This window comes from Kitasatospora sp. NPDC101183, assembly GCF_044767945.1.
Taxonomy (GTDB): domain Bacteria; phylum Actinomycetota; class Actinomycetes; order Streptomycetales; family Streptomycetaceae; genus Kitasatospora.
Map to the genome: position 1 here is coordinate 22,064 of NZ_JBIWOW010000015.1, position 24,058 is coordinate 46,121.

Consider the following 24,058-nt stretch of genomic DNA (forward strand, 5'->3'; position numbering starts at 1 on the left):
CGCCACCGATGACAGGGGCCCCGCGTACGCGCTACGCGGGGCCCCCGCCGCGTTCCTCCGCGCTCCAGACGACCAGCGGCGGGCGGACGGCGGCGCAGAGCGGGTGGCCCTTGGCGTCCGTCAGCCCGAGCCGGGCCACCAGCAGACCGCTCACGGCGGCCGCCTCGACCGTCTCCCGGTCCACGGCCGCCAGCATCAGCTTCGCCCGGCGGAACAGCGAGAAGCGCTCCTCGCCGCCGCCCGTCAGCCAGTTGAGGTAGACGAACCGCGCACCCGGCACGCCCTGTACGTACCTGCCGGTGACATCCGGGCCGCCGTCCGGCAGACGCTTCACCTCGCACTCCAGCGACCAGTGCGCCGACTCCGCGTCCCCCGGCTGCGGGTCCAGCAACTCGGCCGGACGGCCCCGGCGTTGGACCGCCACGTGGATGCCGGTGTACCCCGGGAAGCCAGGGGCGCCGCCACAGGTGAGCCCGGGAAGGTCGGTGGCCTCGATCCTCAGTTCCATGCCTGCATTGTGCGCTGCCCGCAGGCGGACGGGCCGACGCCAGGGCCCGCGCGTCGTCAGCCTGCCACGCCCTGCGGCTCGGGAGTGCTCTCCGGTGTCAGCGATCGGATACGCGGTATCGGCGAAGGCAGCAGCCAGAGCACGCACAGCGCCCCGCCCACCGCGCCCACGACCAGCGTCGCCCGCAGCCCGACGAGCGTCGCGAGGAGCCCGCCGGCCAGGGCGCCCAGCGACCGGACACCGTAGTTGACCGTGCCGAACGCCCCGGCGACGCGACTGCGCATCCCGTCCGGGATCACCGACGCCTGAAGCGAGTTGAGGTTGACGTCGAACAGCATCACGCCGACCCCGGAGAGGAACTCCACCGCCGCCAGCACCCCGGCCCGCGCCCACGGCGGCCCGCCCGCGGCCGCCGCGAGCGCGATCGGCAGCGGGTAGAACACCGCACCCACGGCGATGCTGCGGCCCACACCGAACCGTCGCGACACCCTCGGGGCGAGCACGGCGCCGAGCAGCGAACCGGTCGCGCCGATCCCGAAGGCCAGACCGATGACGCTCGGGCCCAACCCGAGCCCGCGACTGGCGAACAGCACGATCAGCCCGCTGCCCGCGAGGAAGGTGAAGAAGTTGACCGTCGCCGCGCACCCCAGGGCCGCCCGCAGCACCGGGTGCCGCAGGACGAACCGCAGCCCCTCCCGGGCCCGCCGCCGCAGCGGCTCCCGCTCCCGCACGACCACCGGTTCCTCGACGGCGGTCCGGCCGACCAGCAGCGCGGAGACCAGGAACGTCAGTGCGTCGACGACCAGGGCGCCGGGCGCGGTCAGCGCCTGGACGAGGGGGCCGCCGACCGCCGGCCCGACCACGTAGGAGGCCGAACGGCTCGCGCCGAGGCGGCTGTTGGCGTCGATGTAGGACGAGCGCGGCACCAGGTGCACGAAGAAGGACGGGTACGCGGTGTTGAACAGCACCCCGGCCGTGCCGGTGAGCACCGCGACGGCGCACAGCTGGCCGAAGGTGACCACGCCGAGGAGGTGGGCCACCGGGAGGGAGAGCAGCACCGCCGCCCGCACCAGGTCCGCCGCCACCATCACCCGCCTCTTGCGGGGGCGCCGGTCGACCCAGGCGCCGAGCACGAGGGCGAGCAGGTTCGGCGCCCAGATCAGCGCCGTCAGCGCGGCCACCTGGCCGGCCGACGCGTTCAGCGCCGTCACCGCGATGAGCGGCAGCGCGAGTTCGGTGATGCGGTCGCCGAACTGCGAAACCGTCTGCCCGGCCCAGAAGCGGCGGAAGGGGCGCAGGTCCGCGGTCACTCCGCACCCTCCGGCAGGACGTGACGCAGCAGCCGGACGCCGCGCGCGTCGGCCGGGCGCTCGGCCTCCTCGCGGGTCACGTACGGGGCGAGGACCGCCTCGATCGCGTCCTCGATGGCCGCGAGCTCCTCGGCGGAGACGACGACCCGGGTGTTGGCCAGGCCCGCGAGCCGACGCCACCGCGGTTCGAGCCCCGGCTCGACCTCGGCGGCCCATCGGTTCGGCAGCTCCCCCGCCCGCAGGAACATCTCCCGGGAGAGGACGCTCGCGGCGGCCCGGCCCTCCTCGTCCGCCGGGTCCTCCGGCGTCTCGAACCGGAAGCCCCGTGCCACCGCCTCCCACCGCCGCTGGCGGCGGTCCGGGCCCGGCTCGGCGTCGCGGACCAGCCCGAAGCCGGCGAGGTGGCGCAGGTGCCAGCTGGTCACCGAGGGGGTCGCGCCCACCTCGGGCGCGAGCTGCGTGGCGGTGGCCGGGCCGTGGCGCTGGAGGCGTTCGAGGATCGCCAGCCGCACGGGGTGCGCCAGGGCCCGCATGGCCTGCGGGTCGGTGATCTCGATGTCGCCGAGTCGGTTGCTGGAGTCCATGACGTGAGAGTGTCCTCTCAGGAATTGTGAGAGTCAACTCTCAGGTATTGGGCGGGAGCCTCCTGGCCCCGGTCCGTGCGATCGGCTAGGTTGACGGGCATGACGACCGGGACGGCCTTGCGCCACACACGAATTGGCGACCCGGCCCCGCTCTGACCGGCGCCCGGGCACCCCCTCCGTCGTGATGGACCGCAGCTCCGCGCATCCACCACGACTGGAGACCCCGATGCCCACCACCGACCTGACGATCCCCACCCCCGACGGCCCCGCCGACGGCTTCGCCGCCTTCCCCGAGGGCGGCGGGCAGCACCCCGGAGTGCTGATGTACCCCGACGCGTTCGGGATCCGGCCCGTGATCCGCGCGATGGCGGAGGAACTGGCCGCGCACGGCTACTACGTGCTCGTGCCCAACTACTTCTTCCGGCACGGCGCGACGCCGCTGTTCGACCTGCCGGACTTCATCGGCGGGGAGGCCCGGGCCGGCGTCTTCGAGCAGGTGATGCCCGTACTCAGGGCTCACACCCGCGAACAGGCCCTGAGCGACGCGGACGCCTACCTCGCGTTCCTCGCCGACCGGGCCGAGGTCGCCCCCGGCCCGGTCGCCGTGACCGGCTACTGCTTCGGCGGCCTCCTCGCCGTCCGCGCCGCCGCCTCCCGTCCGGACCGGGTGGCGGCCGTCGGCGCGTTCCACGCCCCCGTGGCGGCGGACGGGCCGGAGCAGTTCGAGCGGCTCTCGGCCGAGGCCTGCTTCGGCCACGCGGCGACGGACGTGACCCCCGAGACCCTGGCGGACCTCAACCGGGCCCTGGACGCGGCGGGCGTCACGCACACCTCGGCGATCTACCCGGGGACGGTCCACGGCTTCACGATGGCGGACACGGACGCGTTCGACGCCGGGGCGCTGAAGCGCCACTGGGAGGAACTGCTGACCCTCCTCCAGCGCACCCTGCCCCAGGGCTGAAGCCGGCGTGCCCCCGGCCCGAGGGCCCTCAGGCCGGGGGTTGGAGGCCGAGGACGGAGGGGGTGCTCTTCGGGGCTGCGAGGCGGAGGAGGCCGTGGCCGATGCCTGCGAGGCCGACCATGAGGGAGGGGCTGTGGGCGCCGTGGGGGAGGCCGCAGACGAAGCCGCGGGTGTCGAGGGTGTCCAGGGCGGCGGCGGCCCGGGTGAGGGCGGAGTGGCGCCAGGTGGGGCCGGAGAGGAGGAGGGTGTCGAGGTTGCCCAGGTCGCCGTGGCAGAGCGAGGAGTTGGAGCCGAAGCCCTCGCGCAGGACGGTGGCGGCGGCGGTGTCCCGTTCGGCGAGGAGGGCCTTGGCCTCGGACGGGAGGAGGGCCGCGAGTTCGGTGCGGGCGAGGGCGATGCCCGCCGCGCCGTGGCACCAGAGGGCGGGGTAGGCGGGGCCGTCGGGGGTGCCGTCCTCGCGGACGTCGCGCCAGTTGCCCGCCTCGGCGCTGTAGAGGGTGCGCTCGTACGCGACGGCGGCGAGGGCGAGTTCGGCCGCGCGGGCGTCGCCGAGGCGGTGGCCGGCGCGGGCGAGGGACCAGGCGATGCCGGAGCCGCCGTGGGCGAGGCCGGCGAGGGGGCGGGTGACGGTGCCGGCGAGGGAGGCGGGCAGCCAGCCGACGCCGCCCTCGGGGTGCGGGAGGGCGGCGGCCGCGAGCCGGTCGACGCAGGCGGCGAGGGCGGCGGTGACGGCCGGGCCGGGGCGGACGGCCTCCCAGGCGAGCAGGCCGCCGATGGTGCCCGCGTTCCCGGCGACGAGGTCGTGGTACTCGTCCTCGCCCGCCGTGGCGACGACCCGGGCGAGCACCGCCCGCGCCAGCTCGTCCAGCTCGAAGTCGTCCTGGTGAGCGGCGAGATGGGCGAGGACGTAGAGCACCCCGCCCGTGCCGGAGAGCCCGCCGCCGAGGCGGTCGGCCCGGCGGCGGACCTGGTGGCGCAGGGTGACCCCGGCGGCGGTGGCGGCCGCGCGGTGCTCGGAGTCGCCGGTGGCGAGGGCGAGTTGGTGCAGGAAGAGGGTGACCCCTGCGGTGCCGCTGTAGAGGTCGGGGCCGAGTTCGGCGGGCGCCCAGCGGCCGGGCGGGGTCCAGTTGGGGCCGACCCAGGCGAGGTCGGCCTCGCCCCGGAAGGCCTCGGCCAGGAGCAGCGAGCCCACCTCGACGGCCTTGGCCAGCGCCCGCTCCTCCAGCCGGTCGACGGCTCCCGTACCCGGGGCGACGGGCACCGCCGCCGGGGAGCGCCGGGGCTCGCGCGCCCCGTCCGCCGTGGTCACCGAGATGCGCAGCAGCCGGAGTTGGCGCGCGAGGTCCGCCTCCCCGAGGCCGTCGACCTTGGCGAGCGCGAGGTCGAGCACCGGCCGGTCCGTCACGTCGGGGACGAGGGCGCCGGTGCCGCTGCGGGCATCCGTGCCGTCGGGCCGGATGGTGAAGAGGGGCACGTCCCCGCGCCACAGGTCGGCGCGTTCGTGGGCGAGGTAGGCGACGGCGTGCTCCTCCCAGGCGGCGAGGGCCCAGAGCCGGTCGAGGTGGCGTTCCTGGTCGAGGCCGTCGCGCAGCAGGTCGGGGTGGCAGGCGGTGGCGAGGAGGCTGCGGTACTCGAAGGTGTCGCGGCGCAGCATCCTGGTCTCGTCGGCGCCGAACGCCCGTACCAGCTTCCGCACTTCGGCCTTGTGATCGGCGAGCAGCCGGTACGCCTCGGTGAAGCCCGCCTCCAACTCCCCCACGTGGTCCGCCAGCCGCAGCGGTTGGCCGGGCGGGACGGGTCGGCTGCCGGGCGCGCGCACGGGCATCCGCCGGTACTCCAGGCGCAGTTGGTCCGTCCCCTCGTCGACGAGGACGGGCGCGGGGCGCGGCGGCAGGTTGTCCGGGTCCCAGCCGAGGGCGGAGAGGTCGGCGCCGCCGTTGCCCTCGTCCCACATGCGTTCGGGCAGCAGGCCGGAGCGCAGCACCGAGTGCTGCGCCTGGTGGCGGGCGAGGCGTTCGGAGCGGGAGAGCTCCTTGACGGGCTCGGGCAGGTCGGGGTGGAGCACGGCCTCCAGGTCGATGAGGACGGGCTGGTCGCGGACGGCGAGGAGGTTCTGGGCGTGGCAGTCGACGGCGTCGAGGAGGTACAGCAGGGCGGCGAGCGAGCCGGCGCGGTGGTAGAAGGCACTCAACTCGGCGTCGTCGCACGCCGGTTCGGCGGTGACGAAGGCGACCCAGCCGTAGCCCTCGCGGCCGAGGTGGGCGAGGTCGTGCAGCGGCAGCCGCAGCTTCGGGTTGAGCCAGTGCAGCAGGTGCTGGAAGTGCGTCTCGGCGCCGAGCGGGCGGGGCTTGTAGACGATCCGGGTGCCGCCCTCGAAGCGCAGGGAGCTGACGGTGGCGCCGCCCCGGTGGGGGTCGCCGAGGCCGGTGGCGAGTTCGACGAGGGGGCCCAACGGGCGGCCGTCGGCGAAGGTGCGGGCGAGGGCGGGCAGGTCGGCGGCGAGGCGGCGGTAGAGGGCGAGGCAGGTGTCGGCCCACTGGTCGGCGCCGGTGGCGAGGCGGTACGCGAGCACCGGGTAGTCGGCGAGCAGACGGACGGACCGGTCGGGCGCGGTGAGCCGGTCGAGGAAGTCGCGGTAGCGCGCCGCGGGGGTGTCGCCGGTCAACTCCCCGCCGAGCCGGGCGATGTGGAGTTCCGTGATGACGGTACGGACGGCGCTCGCGTGCGCGGCCTCGGTGAGCGCGGGCAGCACGAGGGCGGTCAGGGCCTCCGGTGTGCCGACCTCCGCGAGGCCGGGCAGTGCGGCGAGCCCGGCGCGCAGCCGGTCGCGGGCGGCGGCGAGGGCGGGGGCGGCGATCCGGGCGAAGGCCTGGTCCTCGGGGACGTCGAGGGTGAGCCCGGCCTCGAAGGCGTCGGCGAGGCGGACGGCCCATGCGGGGGTGCCGAGGCGGTCGGCGAGGGAGTCCGGGCTCTCGGCGAGCAGGGCGCGCAGCCCGTCCTGGTCGAGGCCGACGGCGGCGAGGCGGCGGTCGAACCAGCCGGGTTGGTCGAACGGCGCCTGGGCGCGCCAGCGGTCGAGGACGCGCCCCGCGCGGTCGGGGTCCGTCCCCTCGGCGCCGGCGGGGGCGGTGCCCCGGGCGTCGAGCGGGAGGGCCCGGGCGGCGGCGCGGCGGAGTGCGGACGTGTCGACCACGGGCGGTGCGGCCTTTCCTCGTCGGAGCGGGGTGACCGGCGGTGCGGGCCGCGAGCGGCGCGCACCGCCGGGGGTGGCGCGGGCTCAGAAGGAGCTGCACACCCGGTAACAACTGGACGCGTACTCACAGGTGTTGAGCTGCTGGCTCGCGCTCACGTACACCTCGCTCGCCGGGTCCCCGGCCGGGTGGGCGGCCTGACCGGCACCGAGACCGAGCCGGAAGTCCTCGTCCTGGAGGGCGCGGAGCTGCGCGCTGGTGGTCGGCATGCCGATTCCTCCCGGACTCAGAAGCTGCAGACGTGGGCGCAGCTGCTCCAGCCGCCGCAGGTGCTGGCCTGCACGGCGGCGGTGACGTAGACCTCGTCGGAGAGGTCGCCGGCCGGGTGGGCCTGGCCTCCCTGGCCGAGGGTGAGCCGGAAGTCCTCGTCCTTGAGCGCGCGGACCTGGTCGGCCGTGGGCTGCATGGTGCCTCCTTCTGACGTACGGTGCGGGCACGGTCGTGCCGGGTGGGGATACTGGCACCGCCCCACCGGCGGCACCAGGGTCGTGCGCGGGGCCGTACGTGATTCGGCCAGGATCGAACTAGCACCCCGGCGGCGCCCCGACCTGCCCGGCCTCCTGTCACGGCCACCGCCCCGGAGTGCCACCGGGCCCCGTACACCTGGCCGGAAACCCGGTGCCGGAGCGGCCCCCTTGTTTGAACCGTCCACGACAGGGGCAGCGGTGGCCGTGCGGGCCACCCCGGGCGCAGGATGGAAGCCACCCCTGCCCGCCCGGCCCGATCGGAGTGCGATGAGCGACCGCCACCACGTCGTCCTGCTGACCTTCCCGGACACCGCCGCCTGGCGCCCGGCCTTCGAGGAGGCCCGCCACCTGCCGGGCCTGCGGTTCGCGGCGGCCATGGAGCGCAGCGCCGACGGCCTGCTGGAGATCGAGGACACCTACACCAAGGGCGCGGGAGTGGCCACCGTCGGCTCCGGCGTGCTGGGCGGCCTGGTCGGGCTGCTCGGCGGCCCGGTCGGCGTGCTGCTCGGCTTCGCGGCGGGCGCGGCGCTGGGCAACGCGGCCGAGGAGCACGCGGCCACCGAGGGAGGCGCGGCGCTGATCGTGCTCTCCCCGCGCGTCCCGGACGGCGGGGCGCTGGTCGCCCTGGAGGCCGTCGAGCCCTCCCCCGAGGCGGCGGACGAGCTGGCGGCCCGGCACGGCGCCTCGGTCGAGCGGATCGACGCGCACGCCTTCGCCGAGCAGGTCCGCAAGGCCGAGGAGGCGGCCGAACCCGGGAAGGACCCGGAGAAGGACCCCGAGAAGGAGCCCGAGAAGGACTAGGTCATCCGGTAGAGCACGGGCATCGCGCCCACCCGGTTGACCAGCAGGTTCTGCTGCACGTACCCCCGGAAGCTGGGCCGGCTCACCTGCCGCAGCAGCAGCCGCAGCGCGCCGGTGTCCCAGCGGGCGTGGTTGACGAACACGTAGTCCGCCTCCGTGCCCTCCAGCGGTTCGAGCAGCGTGGAGTTGTCCAGCCCCGTCTTGCGGACGTACCAGCCGGCCAGGTGGTCCCACAGCTCCAGCGCCACCTCGCGGTCCTCGGCGACGAAGTGGTTGAACAGGAACAGGCCCGGCCGGCTCCGGTCCACCTCGCCGAGCGAGCGGGCGCAGCGGGCGCGCAGTTCGTGGGTGTCGGTGGCCGCGCCGGCGACGGCGGCGGCCAGCTCCCCGTACGCCTCCCCCGCCGCGACCGGCCCGAGGTCCTCGGGGGTGTCGGTCTCGACGAGGACGGCGACGTCGAACCGGGCCGGGTGGAAGCGCGGCTGCCGGGCGTAGCCGCCGGGCGGCGGCACCACCAGCGCCCGGTAGACGGTGACCCGCCGCACCGCCGGCTGCCCCTGGAGGGCGGTGGCCAGCGGCTTGAGCCGGTCGAGCAGGGCGCTGCGCGCGGCGTCGGTGCGGACGAGGGGCGGCCCGGACGGCGGTGCCACGGCGGCGGCCAGGTGCAGGTAGCCGTAGGGCGGCGGGTCGACCAGCCGCGCCCGGGGGTAGGCGGAGTTCGGGTTGAGGAGTTCGAACTGCATGATCGCTCCACAGGCGGAAGGCGGGTGGCACCCCCCTCGGGGTCGCCTACCCGACTCCCGCCCCCGCAAGCACGACCGGCGCGCCTACTCCGCCCGCAGCGCGTCCACCGTCCGCGCCCGCGCCGCCCGTACGGCCGGGAGCAGCGCGCCGACCAGGGCGATCAGCAGCCCGCCGAGGGCGAGCAGGGCCAGCAGCGGGGTGCCGAGGACGTGCAGGGCCCCGGCCGGGAAGTTGAGCCCGGAGGCGTGGCCCATGGCCGGCACGGTGAGGCCGTGCAGCAGCAGTCCGACGGGCAGGCCGACCGCCCCGCCGACGGCTCCGGTGACCAGCACCGAGGAGAGCACCACGCCGACGGTCTGCGCGGGGGTCATGCCGAGGGCCTTGGCGACGCCCGTGTCCCGGGTGCGCTCGCGGATCTCCAGGACGACGGTGTTGAACACCCCGAGCCCGGCGACGACGACCAGCAGCACGGTCAGGGTCGCGGTGAGCGAGTTGAGCGCCACGATCGAGTCCGAGGTGTGCGTCTGCCCCCCGTCGGCGGCCATGTGCAGCGGGCCGAGGGCCTCGTTGAGCGCGGTGGTGTACGCGGCCCGGTCGGTGCCGGGCCTGAGCTTGACGAACCACTGGTCCGGCTCGGGGGCCGAACCGCCGGGGTAGCTCGCGGCGTCGGTGAACAGCTCGTTGGTCTGCGTGTGCGGGTCGAAGACCTCGCCGACGATCCGGACGGTGACGGGCCGGCCGTGGTCGGTGAAGGTGACCTGGTCGCCCAGCTTCACCGCCGCCTCGGTGAGGAAGGTGGAGGGTGCGACGGCCTCGCCGGGGCCCTGGTACCAGCGGCCGGAGACCATCGCGTAGCCCGCCCAGGAGGAGTCGCCCCAGAAGGCCGTCACCAGGGTGCTCCCTGCCACGCCCGGCACGGCCGTGTCCCCGCCGCCGACCCCGTACGAGTGCTGGGCGCCCGGCTGCGCGTTCAGCGCGGCGGTGACGGCGGCCGGATCGGCCGGGGTGGTCAGGGCGGGCGGCCCGCCGGGGCGGTCGGCGCGCTCGGGGTGCACCACGACGTCGGCCGCCGCGTGGTTCTTGGCCTCCTGCACCCAGGACATGGTGCCGCCCATGCCCACCGCGAAGGTCGCCGCCGCCGTGCCGAACAGCACCGCCGCGAACATCCCGGCCGCGCGGGCCGGTCGGGCGAAGGGCTGGGCCAGGCCCAGGCTCACCGCCCGGGGCAGCGGCAGCCGGGCGGTCAGCGCGGCAGCCCGTCGGGCGAGGGCGTCCCGCCGGGTGCCTCCGCCCGTACGGCCCACGGCCAGCGCGTCGACGGTGCGCAGCCGTCCGGCGCGGGCGGCGGCGGCCCAGGCGACGAGGGCGACGGTGGCGAGGGTGCCGCCCGCGACGGCCGCGTCCACCCAGGGCGCCGCCAGGCCCGAGGTGTTGGTGCCGTACATCCGGCTCGTGGTGGCGAGCACCGGGATGGTCAGCAGGTTGCCCGCCACCAGCCCGAGCAGCGTGCCCGTCCCCGCCGGGATCAGCGCCTGGGCGACGTAGGCGCGCACCACCTGGGCGGGGGTGCAGCCGAGCGCCTTGAGCACCCCGATGCGGCGGGTGGCGGTGCCGACGGCTCCGGCGACCACGTTGCCCGCGACCAGGACGGACATCGCGAGGCCGAGCAGGCCGAAGGCGACCATGAACGGCAGGAACAGCGCGGTGTTGCGGTCCGAGCCGTGCTTGGCGTCGAGCCAGGACTGCGCGCCGGTCAGCGCCCCGGCGGGGGCTGCGGCGGCCACGGCGGCGCGGTCGGCGGCCATCGCGGCGGTGGTCCCGGAGGAGGTGAAGCGGTACAGCATCTCGTAGCCGGGGGTGCTGCCGGGCGCGGTGAGGGCGGCGAGGCCCTCCGGGCTCACCCAGGCGTCGGCGGTCCGGCCGACAGACCGGGTGAAGCCGACGATCTTGAGCGTGGGAGCGCCGGGGAGGCCGGGGAGGCGCAGGACCGCGCCGAGGTCCGTGTTGCCCTCGGCATACCCCTTGTCGATCACCACCTCCCCCGGATTCTTCGCCCAACTCCCGCTCGTCAGCGTAAGGTTGTCGACGCCACCGGCGGGCTCCGCCCGACCGGCCACGGCCATGGGCGACATCGTCGCTCCTTGCGGGACGGGGAACTTCGGCGTGACCCACTCCGGGTCGACGGTGACGGTGCGGAACGGGCCCGCCGCCTCCGCCACCCCGGCCGCGTGGGCCGTCGCGGCGAGCTGCTCGGCGCTCGTCCGGCTGCCGTCGAAGCGGGCGGTGAGGTGGGCGCCGTGCTGGGCGTCGAAGGCCTGGTCGAAGGGGGCCTGGGAGGCGACCAGCAGCGAACCGCCCAGCACCGAGCAGGTGGTGGCGACCATGGCGGCCAGCCCCACGGCGACGGACTGCGTCCGCCGTCGGCGCACCCCGGCCCTCACCACTCTCCCGAGCGCGCTCATGCCGCCACCACCGAGGAGTCCGACTCCACGCGGCCGTCGCGCATCCGCACGGTGCGGGTGGCGCAGTCCCGGGCCAGGGTCAGGTCGTGGGTGACCAGCAGGATCGTCTGCCCGTCCTGGTGCAGTTCGCGCAGCAGTTCCTTGACGTCCTCGCCGGAGGCGGAGTCCAGGGCGCCGGTCGGCTCGTCGGCCAGCAGCAGGGCCGGGCGGTTCATCAACGCCCGTGCCACGGCGACGCGTTGGCGCTCGCCGCCGGAGAGACGCCCGGGGTGGGCGCGGGCGTGGCGGTCGATGCCGAGCGACTCCAGGAGCTCGGCCGCCCGCCTCCGGGCCTCGGCGCGCGGGACGCCGGCCAGCTCGCCGGCCAGCACCACGTTGTCCGCCACCGTCAGGTCGTCCAGCAGGTTGAAGAACTGGAACACCATGCCGATGGTCCCGCGCCGGAAGCGGGCCGAGCCGGCCTCGCCCAGCTGGTCCACCCGCGTCCCGGCGACGGTCACCGTGCCCTCGCTCGGCCGGTCCAGCCCGGCCACCAGGTTGAGCAGGGTGGACTTCCCGCTCCCCGAGGGCCCGAGCACGGCCACCGACTCCCCCTCCCGCACCGTCAGCGACACCCCGTCCAGGGCCGCCCGCGCCCCCTCGTAGTGGCGGCTGACACCGCTCAGTTCGATCACCGGCTCGCTGCCCATGCCCCGCTCCTCAGCCCGTCCATCGGTTGACGTGGACGAAGGTACGGACGGGCGGCCCGCCCCCGCGTCCGCCGCTCGCGGCAGATTCCGTACCGCGCAGGAGGTACACCGCGCGCCGTCATCCCTGCGATGTAGTCGCCGGGTGTACGGGCCGCAGCCACCCGCAGGGCTGTGCCGGGCGCGGCCGGGCCGTCACAATGGCCCGGTGATCATCCATCCGACGGTGCGACGCCTGCTCGTGCCCGCAGACGCGAGGCCGCTGCCGCCGCGCAGTCTCGCCTTCGACGCGGCGCTGGCGCTGTTCCTGGCGCTGGCCGCCGGCCGCTACGCCTCGATCGCGCACGGGCCGGACGAGACCGCGTGGAAGGGGCTGCTCCCGCTGGTGCCGTTCGTCCCGCTGCCGCTGGTGCTGCGCCGACGCCACCCGCTGGCGGTGCTGTGGGCGGTGCTGCCGGCCGCGCTGCTGCTGCACCGCGCCTCCGAGGACATCGCCTACACGCTGGGCGAGGCGGTGATCATCGCCGCCTACAGCGCCGCCGCGTACGGGCGCGGGCGCCGGCCCGTGCTGCTGAGCCTGGCGGCCGCCACCGCCGCCCTGGTGGTGGTGTTCGGCGCCGCGAAGCTGCCGCACTTCCCGAACTCGGTGATCGCCGTTCTCGCCATGGTGCCCGTGCTCGCGGTGGCCTGGGAGCTGCGGATGTGGCGCCGGCGCGTCGACGAGGAGCGCGAGCGGCGCTCGGACCTGGAGCGGGCCCAGCTGGCCGCCCTGGAACGTGCGGTGGAGCTCGAACGGGCCCGCATCGCCCGGGAGTTGCACGACGTGGTGACGCACAACGTGAGCATGATGACCATCCAGGCCGGCGCCGCCCGCAAGATCCTGGACACCGCCCCGGACAGGGCCCGCGAGGCGATGTCCGCCGTGGAGGCCGGAGGGCGGGCGGCGATGACCGAACTGCGGCACGTGATGGGCCTGTTGACGATCGACTCGGAGACGGCCGAGGACCCGGCGGCAGGCGCCGACCTCAGCCCGCAGCCCGGCCTGGACCGGCTCGACGCCCTGCTCGACGGAGTCCGCCGGGCCGGCCTGCCGGTGGCGCTGACCGTCCGGGGCGAGCCGAGGCCAGTCCCCTCCGGCGTCGGGCTGGCCGCCTACCGCGTCGTCCAGGAGGCCCTGACCAACACCGTCAAGCACGCGGGCGGAGCCGAGGCCGCCGTGACCGTCGAGTACGCCCCCGACCGCCTGCGGGTGGAGGTCGTCGACTCCGGGGGCCGACGCACCGGCGCCGCCTCCACCGGCAACGGCCGCGGCCTGCTCGGCCTGCGCGAACGCCTCGCCGTCTACGGCGGCACCCTGCACACCGGCCCCCGCACCCGCGGCGGCTACCGCGTCAAGGCCCTGATCCCGCTGGAGATTTCGTGAGCGCGCTGCGCGTGGTGGTGGCCGACGACCAGGCCCTGGTCCGCACCGGGTTCCGGCTGATCCTGGAGTCGGAGGGCATCGAGGTGGTGGCCGAGGCCGAGGACGGCGAGCAGGCCGTGGCCGCCGTGCGCCGCACCCGGCCGGACGTGGTGCTGATGGACATCCGGATGCCCGGCCTGGACGGTCTGGAGGCCACCCGGCGCATCCTCGCGGAGCCGTCCGCCGACGCGCCCCGGATCATCATGCTGACCACCTTCGACCTGGACCACTACGTGTACGCGGCGATGGCCGCCGGGGCGAGCGGCTTCCTGCTGAAGGACGTCACCCCCGAGCACCTGGCCGCCGCCGTCCGCCTGGTGCGCACCGGGGACGCGCTGCTCGCCCCCGCGATCACCCGTCGACTCGTCGAGCGCTTCGCCCGTCCCGACACCGGACCGGAAGCGGCCTCGGCCCCGCACCGGGAGCTGTCCACGCTCACCCCGCGCGAGCTGGAGGTGACCACCCTGCTGGCGCGCGGGCTCAGCAACGCCGAACTCGCCGCCCGGCTGGGCCTGTCGGAGGCGACGGTGAAGACCCACGTCGCCCGCATCCTCGCCAAGCTGGGCCTGCGCGACCGCGCCCAGGTGGTGGTCGCCGCGTACGAGACGGGGCTGGTCAGCGTGGGCTCGGCGCAGGCCTGAGAAGCAGTGGCAGCGGGAACCCTCCCGGGTTCCCGCCGCCGGAGCGCTCAGGTCACACCAGGTCGAACCGGTCCGCGTTCATGACCTTGACCCAGGCCGCGACGAAGTCCGCGACGAACTTCTCCTTGGCGTCGTCCGAGCCGTACACCTCGGCCACGGCCCGCAGTTCGGCGTTGGAGCCGAACACCAGGTCCGCCCGACTGCCGGTCCAGCGCACGGCGCCGGACTCGTCCCGGCCCTCGAACACGTCGGCGGCCTCCGAGACGGCCTTCCAACTGGTGCCCAGGTCCAGCAGGTTGACGAAGAAGTCGTTCGTCAGCACGCCGGGGGTGTCGGTCAGGACGCCCAGCGCGGACTGCTGGTGGTTGGCACCCAGCACACGCAAGCCCCCGACCAGGACGGTCAGTTCGGGCGCGCTGAGGTTCAGCAGGTTCGCCTTGTCGAGCAGCAGGTACTCGGCCGGCAGCCGGTTGCCCTTGCCGACCCAGTTGCGGAAGCCGTCCGCCTTGGGCTCCAGGGCGGCGAAGGACTCGACGTCGGTGAGCTCCTGCGGGGCGTCGACGCGGCCGGCCGCGAACGGCACCTCGACGGCCAGGCCGGCCGCGCGGGCCGCCTGCTCGACGCCGACGCCGCCGGCCAGCACGATCAGGTCGGCCAGGGAGACCTTCACCGCGCCGGACTGCGCGTTGAACTCCTGCTGGACGCCTTCGAGGGCGCGCAGCACCCCGGCCAGGCGGTCGGGCTCGTTGACCTCCCAGCCGCTCTGCGGCTGCAGCCGGATGCGGCCGCCGTTGGCGCCGCCGCGCTTGTCGCTGCCGCGGAAGGAGGAGGCGGCGGCCCAGGCGGTGGAGACCAGTTCGGAGACGGACAGGCCGGTGGCGGCGATGCGGCGCTTGAGGTCGGCGACGTCCGCCGCTCCCACCTGGTCGTACTCGACGGCGGGCAGCGGGTCCTGCCACAGCAGGTGCTCGGCGGGAACCTCCGGGCCGAGGTAGCGCACGACCGGGCCCATGTCGCGGTGGGTGAGCTTGTACCAGGCGCGGGCGAAGGCGTCGGCGAAGGCCGCCGGGTCCTCCAGGAAGCGCCGGGAGATGGGCTCGTAGACCGGGTCGAAGCGCAGCGACAGGTCGGTGGTGAGCATGATCGGCGTGTGGCGCTTCGACGGGTCGTGCGCGTCCGGGACGGTGCCCTCGCCGGCGCCGTCCTTGGGCTTCCACTGGTGGGCGCCGGCGGGGCTCTTCGTGAGCTCCCACTCGTAGCCGAACAGCGTCTCGAAGAAGCTGTTGTCCCAGGTGATCGGGGTGGCCGTCCAGATGCCCTCCAGACCACTGGTGATCGCGTCGCCGCCGACGCCGGTGCCGAAGCTGCTCTTCCAGCCGAGGCCCTGCTGCTCGATGGGCGCGGCCTCCGGGTCCGGGCCGACGTTGTCGGCCGGGCCGGCGCCGTGGGTCTTGCCGAAGGTGTGACCGCCGGCGATGAGCGCGACGGTCTCCTCGTCGTTCATCGCCATCCGGTAGAAGGTCTCGCGGATGTCGCGGGCTGCGGCGATCGGGTCGGGATTGCCGTTGGGGCCTTCGGGGTTGACGTAGATGAGGCCCATCTGGACAGCGGCGAGCGGGTTCTCCAGCTCGCGGTCGCCGGTGTAGCGCTCGTCGCCGAGCCAGGTGGTCTCGGGGCCCCAGTAGACGTCCTCGTCGGGCTCCCACTCGTCGACGCGGCCGCCGCCGAAGCCGAAGGTCTCGAAGCCCATGCCCTCCAGGGCGACGTTGCCGGTGAGGACGATCAGGTCGGCCCAGGAGAGGGCGCGGCCGTACTTCTTCTTCACCGGCCAGAGCAGGCGGCGGGCCTTGTCCAGGCTGGCGTTGTCGGGCCAGCTGTTGAGCGGGGCGAAGCGCTGCTGGCCCCCGCCGGCGCCGCCGCGCCCGTCGCTGATCCGGTAGGTGCCGGCGCTGTGCCAGGCCATGCGGATCATGAACGGGCCGTAGTACCCGAAGTCGGCCGGCCACCACTCCTTGGAGGTGGTCAGCACCTCCTGGATGTCCCGTTTGACGGCGGGCAGGTCGAGGGTGCCGAACGCGGCCGCGTAGTCGAAGTCGCCGCCGAGCGGGTTGGCCACGGCGGGGTTCTTCGCGAGGATCTTGAGGTTGAGGCGCTCCGGCCACCACTGGCGGTTTCCGCCGCCCTGCGTGGGGTGCGGGGCCCGGCCGTGGATCACCGGGCAGCCTTCCGCCTTCGCCGCCTCGCCGGTTGCATCGTGGTTGTCAGACATGGGAATCCTTCCGTACAAGGCGGATCACGGTGTCTTCTCTGCTACCTAGGCTATCGCCGGAGCTGATCCTACGATGGACGTAATCCAGGTCAAGAACGACACCAATCCCGTATCCGCTCGGCAACCGGACGACCTCGGACACCGTTGGTAAAATCCGTTCTTCCCATTGACCTGAATAGGTGAACCGATATGAGTGACCTGCTGGAAAGACTGCGCGGGCGCGGCTGGCGCCTCACCTCCCAGCGGCGTGTCGTGGCCGAGGTGCTGGACGGCGACCACGTCCACCTGACCGCGGACGAGGTGCACGCCCGGGCGGCCGCGCGCCTGCCGGAGATCTCCCGGGCGACGGTCTACAACACGCTCGGCGAGCTGGTCACCCTCGGCGAGGTCATCGAGGTCTCCACCGACGGGCGGGCCAAGCGCTACGACCCCAACGCGCACCACCCGCACCACCACCTCGTCTGCACCCGCTGCGGCACCATCCGCGACGTCCACCCCACCGGGGACCCGCTGGCGGAACTGCCCGCCGACGAGCGCTTCGGCTTCGCCGTCTCGGGCGCCGAGGTCACCTACCGCGGGCTCTGCCCGACCTGCGCGGGCTGACGGCGGCGGAGTCCCTCAGGGCGGGACTTCCGGGCCGGAACCAGGACGTGTAGTGTCCCGGTTATGCGGATGGGCGAAGGCGTCGAGTGGGGGCTGCACTGCTGCCTCACCCTGGCCTGGCTGGGCGATGAACACCCCGTGCCCACGGCCCGGTTGGCGGCCTGGTTCGACCTGCCGCCCGCCTACCTGACCAAGCGCCTACAGGCGCTCGTACGGGCCGGCGTCCTCACCTCCACCCCGGGCGCGAAGGGCGGCTTCCGGCTCGGCCGGGCTCCCGAGCGGATCACGCTCATGGACGTGGTCGCCGCGATCGAGGGCACCGAGGAGGCCTTCCGCTGCACCGAGATCCGGCAGCGCACCGAGGGCGCCGCGGCGGCGGGCGGCGACTTCCGCCACGCCTGCGGCGTCGCCACCGCGATGCGCCGGGCCGAACTGGCCTGGCGCCGCGAACTCGCCGCCCAGACGGTGGCCGACCTGATGGCCGCCGCGCCCGCCGGCGCAGCCGAGCGCACCCGGCGCCACTACGCCCGCGGCTGATCCCCCGCACCACGAACACCACGAACAGCCTCCTCCTTCACTTGCCGGGAGAACCTGGATGTCCAATGTCTCGATTAAGCCCGCGCCGCCGCAGGCCCCGCCCGCCGGCCTCTCCGCCACCCTCGTCCTCGCCCTCGGCACCTTCGCCGTCGGCACCGACGCCTTCGTGGTCGCCGGGTTCCTGCCGCCCATGGCCGAGGACCTGCACGTCGGCACGGCCACCGCCGGCTGGTCCGTGACCGCCTTCGCCGCCGCCTACGCCCTCCTCTCCCCCGTCCTCGCCACCCTCCTCGCCCGCCTCCCGCGCCGGACGCTGCTGATCGCCGCCCTGGCCACCCTCGGCCTCGCCAACCTCGGCTCCGCGCTCGCCCCCTCGATGGCCGTCCTGCTCCTCACCCGGGTCCTCGCGGCCGCCGGAGCCGCCGCCTACACCCCCAACGCCGGTGCGGCGGCGGCCTCCCTCGTCCGCCCCGAGCAGCGCGCCCGCGCCCTGGCGGTGGTGGTCGGCGGGCTCACCGTGGCCACGGCCGTCGGCGTACCGCTGGGCAACGCGGCCAGCCACTGGGCGAGTTGGCGGGTGACGCTCGCGATCGTCGCGGGCCTGTGCCTGGCCGTCGCGGCCGTGCTCGCCCCGATCATGCCGCCCGTCCCGGGCAGCCCCCGGGTGCCGCTGCGCACCCGCCTCGCCGTGCTGCGCCGCCCGGCCGTGCTGACCGTCCTGCCGCTGACCGTCCTCGGCATGGCCGCCGGGTACACCGCGTACGCGTACAGCGTCCCGGTGCTGACGGCCGTTCACGTCCCCGAGCACGCCGTGCTGTGGATGCTCCTCCTGTACGGGCTGGGCGCGGTGGGCGGCAACCTCGCCTCCGGCTGGGCCACCGACCGGTTCGGCTCCTCCGTCGTCCTGACCGCCGGCTACGCGGTGATGGCCCTCGCCCTCGGCGCGCTCGCCTGGCTCGCCGCCTCCGGGGCCGACGCGGTGCCCCTGGTGGGTGCACTGGTCCTGCTGTGGGGGGCGAGTTGCTGGTGCCAGACCCCGCCGCAGCAGCACCGGCTGATCGAAGTCGCCCCCCAGGAGGCCCCGTTGGTGGTCTCGCTCAACTCCTCGGGCATCTACGCGGGCATCGGCCTCGGGGCGACCCTCGGCGGCTCCGCGCTCGGTTCGGGCGCCGGGCCGGTGTACGGGCTGGGCGCGGCCCTCTCGGTGGCGGCGCTGCTCTTCCTCCGGCTGAGCCTGCGCCGGTCGCGCCCGTCCTGAAGCCCCTCCCTGACGGCCGGTCCTGACGCCCCGTGAGCCGAGCAGGTGATTCCGTGGCGATCATCGGACCGTCGCGGCTTCGTCACCCGGACCGGTGAGCGCGCTCACTGTACGTTGCGCCCGTCGTCTGACTCGCGCGCCGCCCCCGCACGGGGGCGGCGCGCCCAGGTTGCGAGGAGCGCCCCGAGTGATCCCCCTCTTCCGATTCCGCCCCCGGTGGCCCTCCCGGCCGCTCTGGGCGCCACCCCGCAGACGGCCCGGAACGAACCGGGCACGGCGCGGCGCGGCGGCGCTCACGGCGGCGCTGGCGCTGACGGCGGTGTCCGCACCGGCCGTCGCCTACGAGGATCCGAGCGGCGCGGGAACGGGGGTCCAGGGCAAGAACGGCTACCGGGTGCTCCCCTTCCCCTCCGGGATGGAGATGACCGCCGCCGTCAGCGGCAACAACGACGTGCTGCAGGGCCTGACCCTGAGCGCCATCGGCAGCCCGGCGGCCTCGAACTACCAGCCCCAGGTGAACCCCGCCACCGCGTGGGCGGCCAATATCAAGACCGTACCGGCGCAGAACTGCCCGGCGAACTCCACCTGCCCCGCCGGAGTGCTGACACTCATCTTCAAGCACCCCGTACGCGATCCGATCCTGAACATCGGCGGTCTGGGCGCCGGCCTCGTCAACAACGGGGTCAACGGCGGCGCCTACACCCAGCTCAGGCTGACCGGCACGGACCAGCCCGCGACCATCGGCCCGGCCAACGCGGGAGCCACTCTGCTGGTGGACGGTCAGACGATCCGCCCCAGGAGCCGCACCGCGAGGGCGAACTGCCAGGACGCCGACGTGGCGCTCCGGGCCGGCTGCGGCAGCGTGCCCGTGCAGGGCACGGTCAAGAGCCTCACCTTCCTGATCGAGTTCGTCACCCAGAACGTCGGGGCGGCCTCGGACGCGAGCAACGGCAACGACCAGTGGACGATCTCCTCGGTCGTCCGCAACGACTGCTCCAACGCCCCGGCCTCGTACGGCAACGCCTCCCACGTGCTCAGCGACCTGACCCTGGGCCGGACCGTCGGCGAGGACGTGGCGAACACCTCGATCACGCAGGCGTGCCGGGCGGACGGGTCGGCCAACGACCTCAACCCGGACTTCTCGGGCCTCAACGTGGACCAGGCCGGGAAGACGTACTCCCTGACCGTCCCGGTCAACGGCGTGAGCGCCGACGCCTACGCCGCCGCGTGGATCGACTTCACGGGCTCCGGCTCCTTCTCCACCGCCCAGCGCGCCACCGCCGCCGTCGCGCCGGGGCAGACCAGCGCGACCTTCACCTGGACCGTCCCGGCCGGGGTGGTGCCCGGGCCCACGTGGAGCCGCTTCCGGCTCGGCTACGACCAGGCGCAGGTGGAGTCGGCGACGGGCATGGCCGACTCCGGCGAGGTCGAGGACTGGCCGCTGCGGATCATCGGCCCGGCGAAGCTGACCCTGGCGAAGTCCGCCGACCCGGCCACCGTGGCCAAGGCCGGCGAGACCGTCACGTACTCGTTCAAGGTGACCAACAGCGGCGACGTCCCGGTGACCGACGTCCGGATCGACGAGAGCGCGTTCTCCGGCACGGGCGGCGCCCCGCGGATCAGCTGCCCCACCGGGAGCGTGGCGCCGGGGGACTCGGTGACCTGTACGGCGCGGTACACGGTGACACAGGCGGACGTGAACGCCGGCCGGATCACCAACACGGCCACCGCCACCGCGACGCCACCGGCCGGGATGAGGACCCCGGTCTCCGACCCGTCGACGACCACCGTCACCGCGACGCCGAGCCCCGCGCTCACCCTCGACAAGACCGTGGCCGAGACCGGCGCCCTGCGGGTCGGCGAGGTGCTGCACTACTCCTTCCTCCTCACCAACACCGGCAACGTCACCCTCACGGGGGCCGGCGTCGACGAGGGGACGTTCACCGGCAGCGGCGGCGCCCCCAAGGTCACCTGCCCGCCGGAGGCCGCCACCCTGGCCCCGGGTGCCACCGCGACCTGCACCGCGCAGTACACGGTGACGCAGGCGGACGTGGACGCGGGCAAGATCTCCAACACCGCGACCGGCACCGGCACTCCGCCCGGCGGCGGGACACCGGTCACCTCTCCCCCGTCCAGCACGGTGGTGCCGTTCGCCCCGACGCCCTCGCTCGAACTCGACAAGAAGGCCACCCCGGCCACCACGGGCAAGGGCGGTGACACCGTCACCTACGCGTTCACCGTCACCAACACCGGCAACGTCACCCTCACCGACGTCACGGTCGCCGAGGGCGCCTTCACCGGCACCGGGACGATGTCCGCCGTCACCTGCCCGGCCGGGGCCAAGTCCCTGGCCCCCGGCGCGCAGATCGTCTGCACCGCCACCTACACCCTGACCCAGGCGGACGCCGACGCGGGCAAGGTCGACAACGCGGCCACGGCCACCGGCACCCCGCCCGGCGGCGGCACCCCCGTCACCTCCCCGCCCGGCAGCTCGACGGTGACGGTGCCGCCGGCGCCGGCGCTGACGGTGGACAAGTCCTCCGACAGGACCGGGATCGTCGCGGGCGAGACCATCACGTACGCGTTCACCGTCACCAACACCGGCAACGTCACGCTGACCAACGTCGGTGTGAACGAGACGAGTTGGACGGGCTCCGGCCCGGCCCCGCAGGCCACCTGCCCGGACGGCGCCACGTCGCTGGCCCCGGGTGCGCAGGTGGTGTGCACCGCCACGTACACGGTGACCCAGGCCGACGCCGACCGGGGCACCCTGCACAACGCGGCCACCACGACGGGCACCCCGCCCGGCGGGAACCCCCCGGTGACCTCCCCGCCCTCCTCCGTCGACCTCCCGCACGACTCCCAGCCGGCGCTGTCACTGGCGAAGAAGGCGACCCCGGCCACCGTCGGCAAGGCCGGTGACACCGTCACCTACACCTTCACCGCCACCAACACCGGCAACGTCACCCTCACCGACGTCACCGTCGCCGAGGGCGCGTTCACCGGCACCGGGACGATGTCCGCCGTCGCCTGCCCGCCCGGCGCGACCTCGCTCGCGCCCGGCCAGAAGACCGACTGCACCGCCACGTACACGGTGACGCAGGCGGACGTGGACGCCGGGAAGATCGACAACAGCGCCACCGCCACCGGCACCCCGCCCGGCGGCGGCACCCCGGTCACCTCCCCGCCCGGCACCACCGAGGTCACCGCCAAGCCCGCGCCCGGGCTGACCATCGCCAAGAAGGCGGACCCGGCGACCGCCGGCAGGGCCGGTGACACGATCACCTACTCCTTCACCGCCACCAACACCGGCAACGTCACCCTGACCAACGTCTCCGTCACGGAGGGCGCCTTCTCCGGCACCGGGACGATGTCCGCCGTGACCTGTCCGGAGGGCGCGAAGTCGCTCGCACCCGGCGCGCAGGTCGTCTGCACCACCACCTACACCGTCACCCAGGCCGACGTGGACGCCGGGAAGATCGACAACAGCGCCACCGCCACCGGCACCCCGCCCGGCGGCGGGACCCCGGTCACCTCCCCGCCCGGCACCACCACCGTGACGGTGCCCCCGGCGCCCGGGCTGGGCATCGCCAAGAGCTCCGACACCAACGACCTCAAGGCGGGCGAGACCGTCACCTACTCGTTCACGGTGACCAACACCGGCAACGTCACACTGGCGAACGTCGCGGTGGCGGAGGGCTCGTTCTCCGGCGCCGGGAAGATGTCCGCGATCACCTGCCCGGACGCGGCGAAGTCGCTGGCGCCGGGCGCGCAGGTCGTCTGCACCGCCACCTACACGGTGACGCAGGCCGACGTGGACCGGGGCAGCATCGGCAACAGCGCGACCGCCACCGGCACCCCGCCCGGCGGCGGCACTCCGGTCACCTCCCCGCCGGGGACGACCACCGTCCCCTCGCAGCCGGCTCCGGCGCTGAGCGTCGTGAAGTCCTCGGACCGGACGCAGCTCGTGGCGGGCGAGACCATCACCTACGCGTTCACCGTCACCAACACCGGCAACGTCACCCTCGCCGATGTGACGGTCGCCGAGGGCGCCTTCACCGGCAGCGGGACGATGCCTGCCGCCACCTGCCCGGACGGCGCGAAGTCGCTCGCACCCGGCGCGCAGGTCGTCTGCACCGCCGCCTACACCGTCACCCAGGCCGACGCCGACCGGGGCACCCTGCACAACGCGGCCACCGCCACCGGCACCCCGCCCGGCGGGAACCCCCCGGTGACCTCCCCGCCCTCCTCCGTCGACCTCCCGCACGACTCCAGGCCGGCGCTCAGCATCACCAAGGCGGCCTCACCGGCCCTCGTCCACAAGGCCGGTGACACCGTCACCTACACCTTCACGATCACCAACACCGGCAACGTCACCGTCAAGGACGCCGCCGTCGCGGAGGGCTCGTTCTCCGGCACCGGCGGCGCCCCGCAGGTGACCTGCCCGGACGCGGCGAAGTCGCTGGTGCCCGGCCAGAAGGTCGTCTGCACCGCCGTCTACACGGCGACGCAGGCGGACGTGGACGCGGGCCGGGTCGACAACACGGCCACCGCGACGGGCACCCCGCCCGGCGGCGGGACGCCCGTCACCTCGCCGCCCGCCACGACGGAGTTCAGCTCGGTGCCCGCGCCGGGTCTGAGCGTGGTCAAGAGCTCCGACAAGAGCGACCTCGTCGCCGGTGAGACGATCACCTACGCGTTCACCGTCACCAACACCGGCAACGTCACCCTGCACGCCGTCACCGTGACGGAGGGGAGGTTCTCCGGCAGCGGCACCCTGTCGCCGGTCCGCTGCCCGGAGCAGCCGCTCGCTCCCGGCGCCCAACTGGTCTGCACGGCCACGTACGTGGTGACCCAGGCCGACGTGGACCACGGCTCGCTGACCAACAGCGTCACCGCCACCGGCACCCCGCCGCACGGCGACCCGGTCACCTCCCCGCCCTCGGACGCGAAGGTGCCCGCCACGCCGACGGCGGGCCTGGAGCTGGTGAAGAAGGCGAGCACCGACCGGGCCGAGAAGGCCGGGCAGGTCATCACCTACACCTTCACCCTCACCAACACCGGCAACGTCACCCTCACCCAACCGGCCGTCCAGGAGGGCGAGTTCAGCGGCCACGGCACCCTGAGCCCGGCCACCTGCCCGGACGGGCCGCTCGCCCCGGGCCGCAGCCTGGAGTGCACGGCCACCTACACCGTCACCGCCGCCGACCTCACCGGCCGGCCGCTGCGCAACACGGCGACCGCCACGAGCCACGGGCCGGACGGCAACCCCGTGGTCTCCGACCCATCCACCGCGACGGTCGACGCCCCGGCCCCCGTTCCGCCGCTGCCGCCCACCGGCGGCCACGGCGAACTCGCGGGCACGGCGGCCGTGCTGGTCCTGACGGGCGGCGCGCTGAGCCTGCTGGTCGTCCGGCAGCGCAGGCGCCGTGAGCAGTAGCCGGGCCCCGGCCTGACGCAGGAGGAGAGGGGCACCCGCCAGGCGGCGGGTGCCCCTCTCCCCTTGTGTCCCGG

Annotated in this window: 18 protein-coding genes; 8 read left to right on the top strand and 10 right to left on the bottom strand. The window is 74.7% G+C overall.

The features are described from left to right. Window positions 1-31: 31 nt before the first annotated feature. Genes ACIRRS_RS21775 through ACIRRS_RS21785 form a run of 3 tightly spaced genes read right to left on the bottom strand, consistent with a single transcriptional unit; the run spans window position 32 to window position 2,402 of the window. Window positions 32-508 carry a DUF5990 family protein gene (locus ACIRRS_RS21775; protein WP_402973009.1) on the bottom strand — a complete coding sequence of 159 codons (477 nt, stop codon included), beginning with the start codon at window positions 506-508 and terminating at the stop codon, window positions 32-34. 56 nt (window positions 509-564) lie between these two features. After that, the gene (locus tag ACIRRS_RS21780; protein WP_402973012.1) at window positions 565-1,818 is read right to left on the bottom strand and encodes an MFS transporter; all 1,254 of its coding nucleotides are present in this window, start codon (window positions 1,816-1,818) and stop codon (window positions 565-567) included. Then, window positions 1,815-2,402, bottom strand: a complete 588-nt coding sequence (locus ACIRRS_RS21785) for an ArsR/SmtB family transcription factor (protein WP_402973015.1) — start codon at window positions 2,400-2,402, stop codon at window positions 1,815-1,817. Before ACIRRS_RS21785 ends, ACIRRS_RS21780 begins: the two co-directional genes overlap by 4 nt. Window positions 2,403-2,628: 226 nt before the next feature. On the opposite strand from ACIRRS_RS21785, the gene ACIRRS_RS21790 reads away from it, so the two are divergent. Beyond that, a complete protein-coding gene (locus ACIRRS_RS21790; RefSeq protein ID WP_402973018.1) occupies window positions 2,629-3,363 on the top strand; it encodes a dienelactone hydrolase family protein in 735 nt (244 codons plus the stop codon). A gap of 28 nt (window positions 3,364-3,391) precedes the next feature. Here the strand turns inward: ACIRRS_RS21790 and ACIRRS_RS21795 are convergent, their stop codons facing one another. The 3 genes from ACIRRS_RS21795 to ACIRRS_RS21805 all read right to left on the bottom strand — a co-directional run bounded on the left by ACIRRS_RS21795 (window position 3,392) and on the right by ACIRRS_RS21805 (window position 7,020). Then, window positions 3,392-6,556: a type 2 lanthipeptide synthetase LanM family protein gene (locus tag ACIRRS_RS21795; RefSeq protein WP_402973020.1), complete on the bottom strand. Its 3,165-nt coding sequence runs from the start codon at window positions 6,554-6,556 to the stop codon at window positions 3,392-3,394. Between the two features lie 84 nt (window positions 6,557-6,640). Then, window positions 6,641-6,823 (bottom strand): hypothetical protein, encoded by a 183-nt coding sequence (locus ACIRRS_RS21800; protein ID WP_402973023.1) that lies wholly within the window; start codon window positions 6,821-6,823, stop codon window positions 6,641-6,643. A 17-nt stretch (window positions 6,824-6,840) separates the two neighbouring features. After that, window positions 6,841-7,020 (bottom strand): hypothetical protein, encoded by a 180-nt coding sequence (locus tag ACIRRS_RS21805; protein WP_402973026.1) that lies wholly within the window; start codon window positions 7,018-7,020, stop codon window positions 6,841-6,843. Between the two features lie 328 nt (window positions 7,021-7,348). Here ACIRRS_RS21805 and ACIRRS_RS21810 point away from each other — a divergent pair, with 328 nt between their 5' ends. Then, window positions 7,349-7,882, top strand: coding sequence for a histidine kinase (locus tag ACIRRS_RS21810; protein WP_402973029.1), 534 nt, complete (start codon window positions 7,349-7,351; stop codon window positions 7,880-7,882). Here the strand turns inward: ACIRRS_RS21810 and ACIRRS_RS21815 are convergent. The 3 genes from ACIRRS_RS21815 to ACIRRS_RS21825 form a co-directional block, all read right to left on the bottom strand. Next, window positions 7,879-8,625 carry a hypothetical protein gene (locus ACIRRS_RS21815; RefSeq protein ID WP_402973032.1) on the bottom strand — a complete coding sequence of 249 codons (747 nt, stop codon included), beginning with the start codon at window positions 8,623-8,625 and terminating at the stop codon, window positions 7,879-7,881. The two genes, ACIRRS_RS21810 and ACIRRS_RS21815, sit on opposite strands and share 4 nt — an antisense overlap. Window positions 8,626-8,709: 84 nt before the next feature. Then, complete coding sequence (locus ACIRRS_RS21820) at window positions 8,710-11,088, bottom strand: FtsX-like permease family protein (RefSeq protein ID WP_402973035.1); 2,379 nt, start codon at window positions 11,086-11,088, stop codon at window positions 8,710-8,712. Continuing rightward, entirely contained in the window at window positions 11,085-11,777 is a 693-nt protein-coding gene (locus tag ACIRRS_RS21825) for an ABC transporter ATP-binding protein (RefSeq protein ID WP_402973038.1), read from the bottom strand. The genes ACIRRS_RS21820 and ACIRRS_RS21825 overlap by 4 nt, the downstream gene beginning before the upstream one ends. Before the next feature lie 205 nt (window positions 11,778-11,982). Between ACIRRS_RS21825 and ACIRRS_RS21830 the strand changes: the two genes are divergently transcribed. Both ACIRRS_RS21830 and ACIRRS_RS21835 read left to right on the top strand, forming a co-directional pair. Beyond that, a complete protein-coding gene (locus tag ACIRRS_RS21830) occupies window positions 11,983-13,197 on the top strand; it encodes a sensor histidine kinase (RefSeq protein ID WP_402973041.1) in 1,215 nt (404 codons plus the stop codon). Then, complete coding sequence (locus tag ACIRRS_RS21835; RefSeq protein WP_402973044.1) at window positions 13,194-13,877, top strand: response regulator; 684 nt, start codon at window positions 13,194-13,196, stop codon at window positions 13,875-13,877. The genes ACIRRS_RS21830 and ACIRRS_RS21835 overlap by 4 nt, the downstream gene beginning before the upstream one ends. Window positions 13,878-13,929: 52 nt before the next feature. On the opposite strand, the gene katG is transcribed toward ACIRRS_RS21835, so the two are convergent. Continuing rightward, window positions 13,930-16,146 (bottom strand): catalase/peroxidase HPI, encoded by a 2,217-nt coding sequence (katG, locus tag ACIRRS_RS21840; protein ID WP_402973047.1) that lies wholly within the window; start codon window positions 16,144-16,146, stop codon window positions 13,930-13,932. 189 nt (window positions 16,147-16,335) lie between these two features. On the opposite strand from katG, the gene ACIRRS_RS21845 reads away from it, so the two are divergent. The 4 genes from ACIRRS_RS21845 to ACIRRS_RS21860 all read left to right on the top strand — a co-directional run bounded on the left by ACIRRS_RS21845 (window position 16,336) and on the right by ACIRRS_RS21860 (window position 23,984). Beyond that, window positions 16,336-16,749: a Fur family transcriptional regulator gene (locus ACIRRS_RS21845; protein ID WP_402973049.1), complete on the top strand. Its 414-nt coding sequence runs from the start codon at window positions 16,336-16,338 to the stop codon at window positions 16,747-16,749. Between the two features lie 63 nt (window positions 16,750-16,812). Next, window positions 16,813-17,286 carry an RrF2 family transcriptional regulator gene (locus tag ACIRRS_RS21850; protein ID WP_402973052.1) on the top strand — a complete coding sequence of 158 codons (474 nt, stop codon included), beginning with the start codon at window positions 16,813-16,815 and terminating at the stop codon, window positions 17,284-17,286. Between the two features lie 58 nt (window positions 17,287-17,344). Continuing rightward, entirely contained in the window at window positions 17,345-18,544 is a 1,200-nt protein-coding gene (locus tag ACIRRS_RS21855; protein ID WP_402973055.1) for an MFS transporter, read from the top strand. A gap of 187 nt (window positions 18,545-18,731) precedes the next feature. Further along, the gene (locus ACIRRS_RS21860) at window positions 18,732-23,984 is read left to right on the top strand and encodes a GEVED domain-containing protein (RefSeq protein ID WP_402973058.1); all 5,253 of its coding nucleotides are present in this window, start codon (window positions 18,732-18,734) and stop codon (window positions 23,982-23,984) included. The last annotated feature ends 74 nt before the right edge of the window (window positions 23,985-24,058 follow it).

Bases quoted from the DNA above. Each gene is read 5' to 3' on its own strand.
- ACIRRS_RS21845 (WP_402973049.1), top strand. From the start codon at position 16,336: ATGAGTGACCTGCTGGAAAGACTGCGCGGGCGCGGCTGGCGCCTCACC.
- ACIRRS_RS21785 (WP_402973015.1), bottom strand. From the start codon at position 2,402: ATGGACTCCAGCAACCGACTCGGCGACATCGAGATCACCGACCCGCAG.
- katG (WP_402973047.1), bottom strand. From the start codon at position 16,146: ATGTCTGACAACCACGATGCAACCGGCGAGGCGGCGAAGGCGGAAGGC.
- ACIRRS_RS21850 (WP_402973052.1), top strand. From the start codon at position 16,813: ATGCGGATGGGCGAAGGCGTCGAGTGGGGGCTGCACTGCTGCCTCACC.
- ACIRRS_RS21815 (WP_402973032.1), bottom strand. From the start codon at position 8,625: ATGCAGTTCGAACTCCTCAACCCGAACTCCGCCTACCCCCGGGCGCGG.
- ACIRRS_RS21810 (WP_402973029.1), top strand. From the start codon at position 7,349: ATGAGCGACCGCCACCACGTCGTCCTGCTGACCTTCCCGGACACCGCC.
- ACIRRS_RS21825 (WP_402973038.1), bottom strand. From the start codon at position 11,777: ATGGGCAGCGAGCCGGTGATCGAACTGAGCGGTGTCAGCCGCCACTAC.
- ACIRRS_RS21820 (WP_402973035.1), bottom strand. From the start codon at position 11,088: ATGAGCGCGCTCGGGAGAGTGGTGAGGGCCGGGGTGCGCCGACGGCGG.
- ACIRRS_RS21800 (WP_402973023.1), bottom strand. From the start codon at position 6,823: ATGCCGACCACCAGCGCGCAGCTCCGCGCCCTCCAGGACGAGGACTTC.
- ACIRRS_RS21805 (WP_402973026.1), bottom strand. From the start codon at position 7,020: ATGCAGCCCACGGCCGACCAGGTCCGCGCGCTCAAGGACGAGGACTTC.
- ACIRRS_RS21775 (WP_402973009.1), bottom strand. From the start codon at position 508: ATGGAACTGAGGATCGAGGCCACCGACCTTCCCGGGCTCACCTGTGGC.
- ACIRRS_RS21855 (WP_402973055.1), top strand. From the start codon at position 17,345: ATGTCCAATGTCTCGATTAAGCCCGCGCCGCCGCAGGCCCCGCCCGCC.
- ACIRRS_RS21790 (WP_402973018.1), top strand. From the start codon at position 2,629: ATGCCCACCACCGACCTGACGATCCCCACCCCCGACGGCCCCGCCGAC.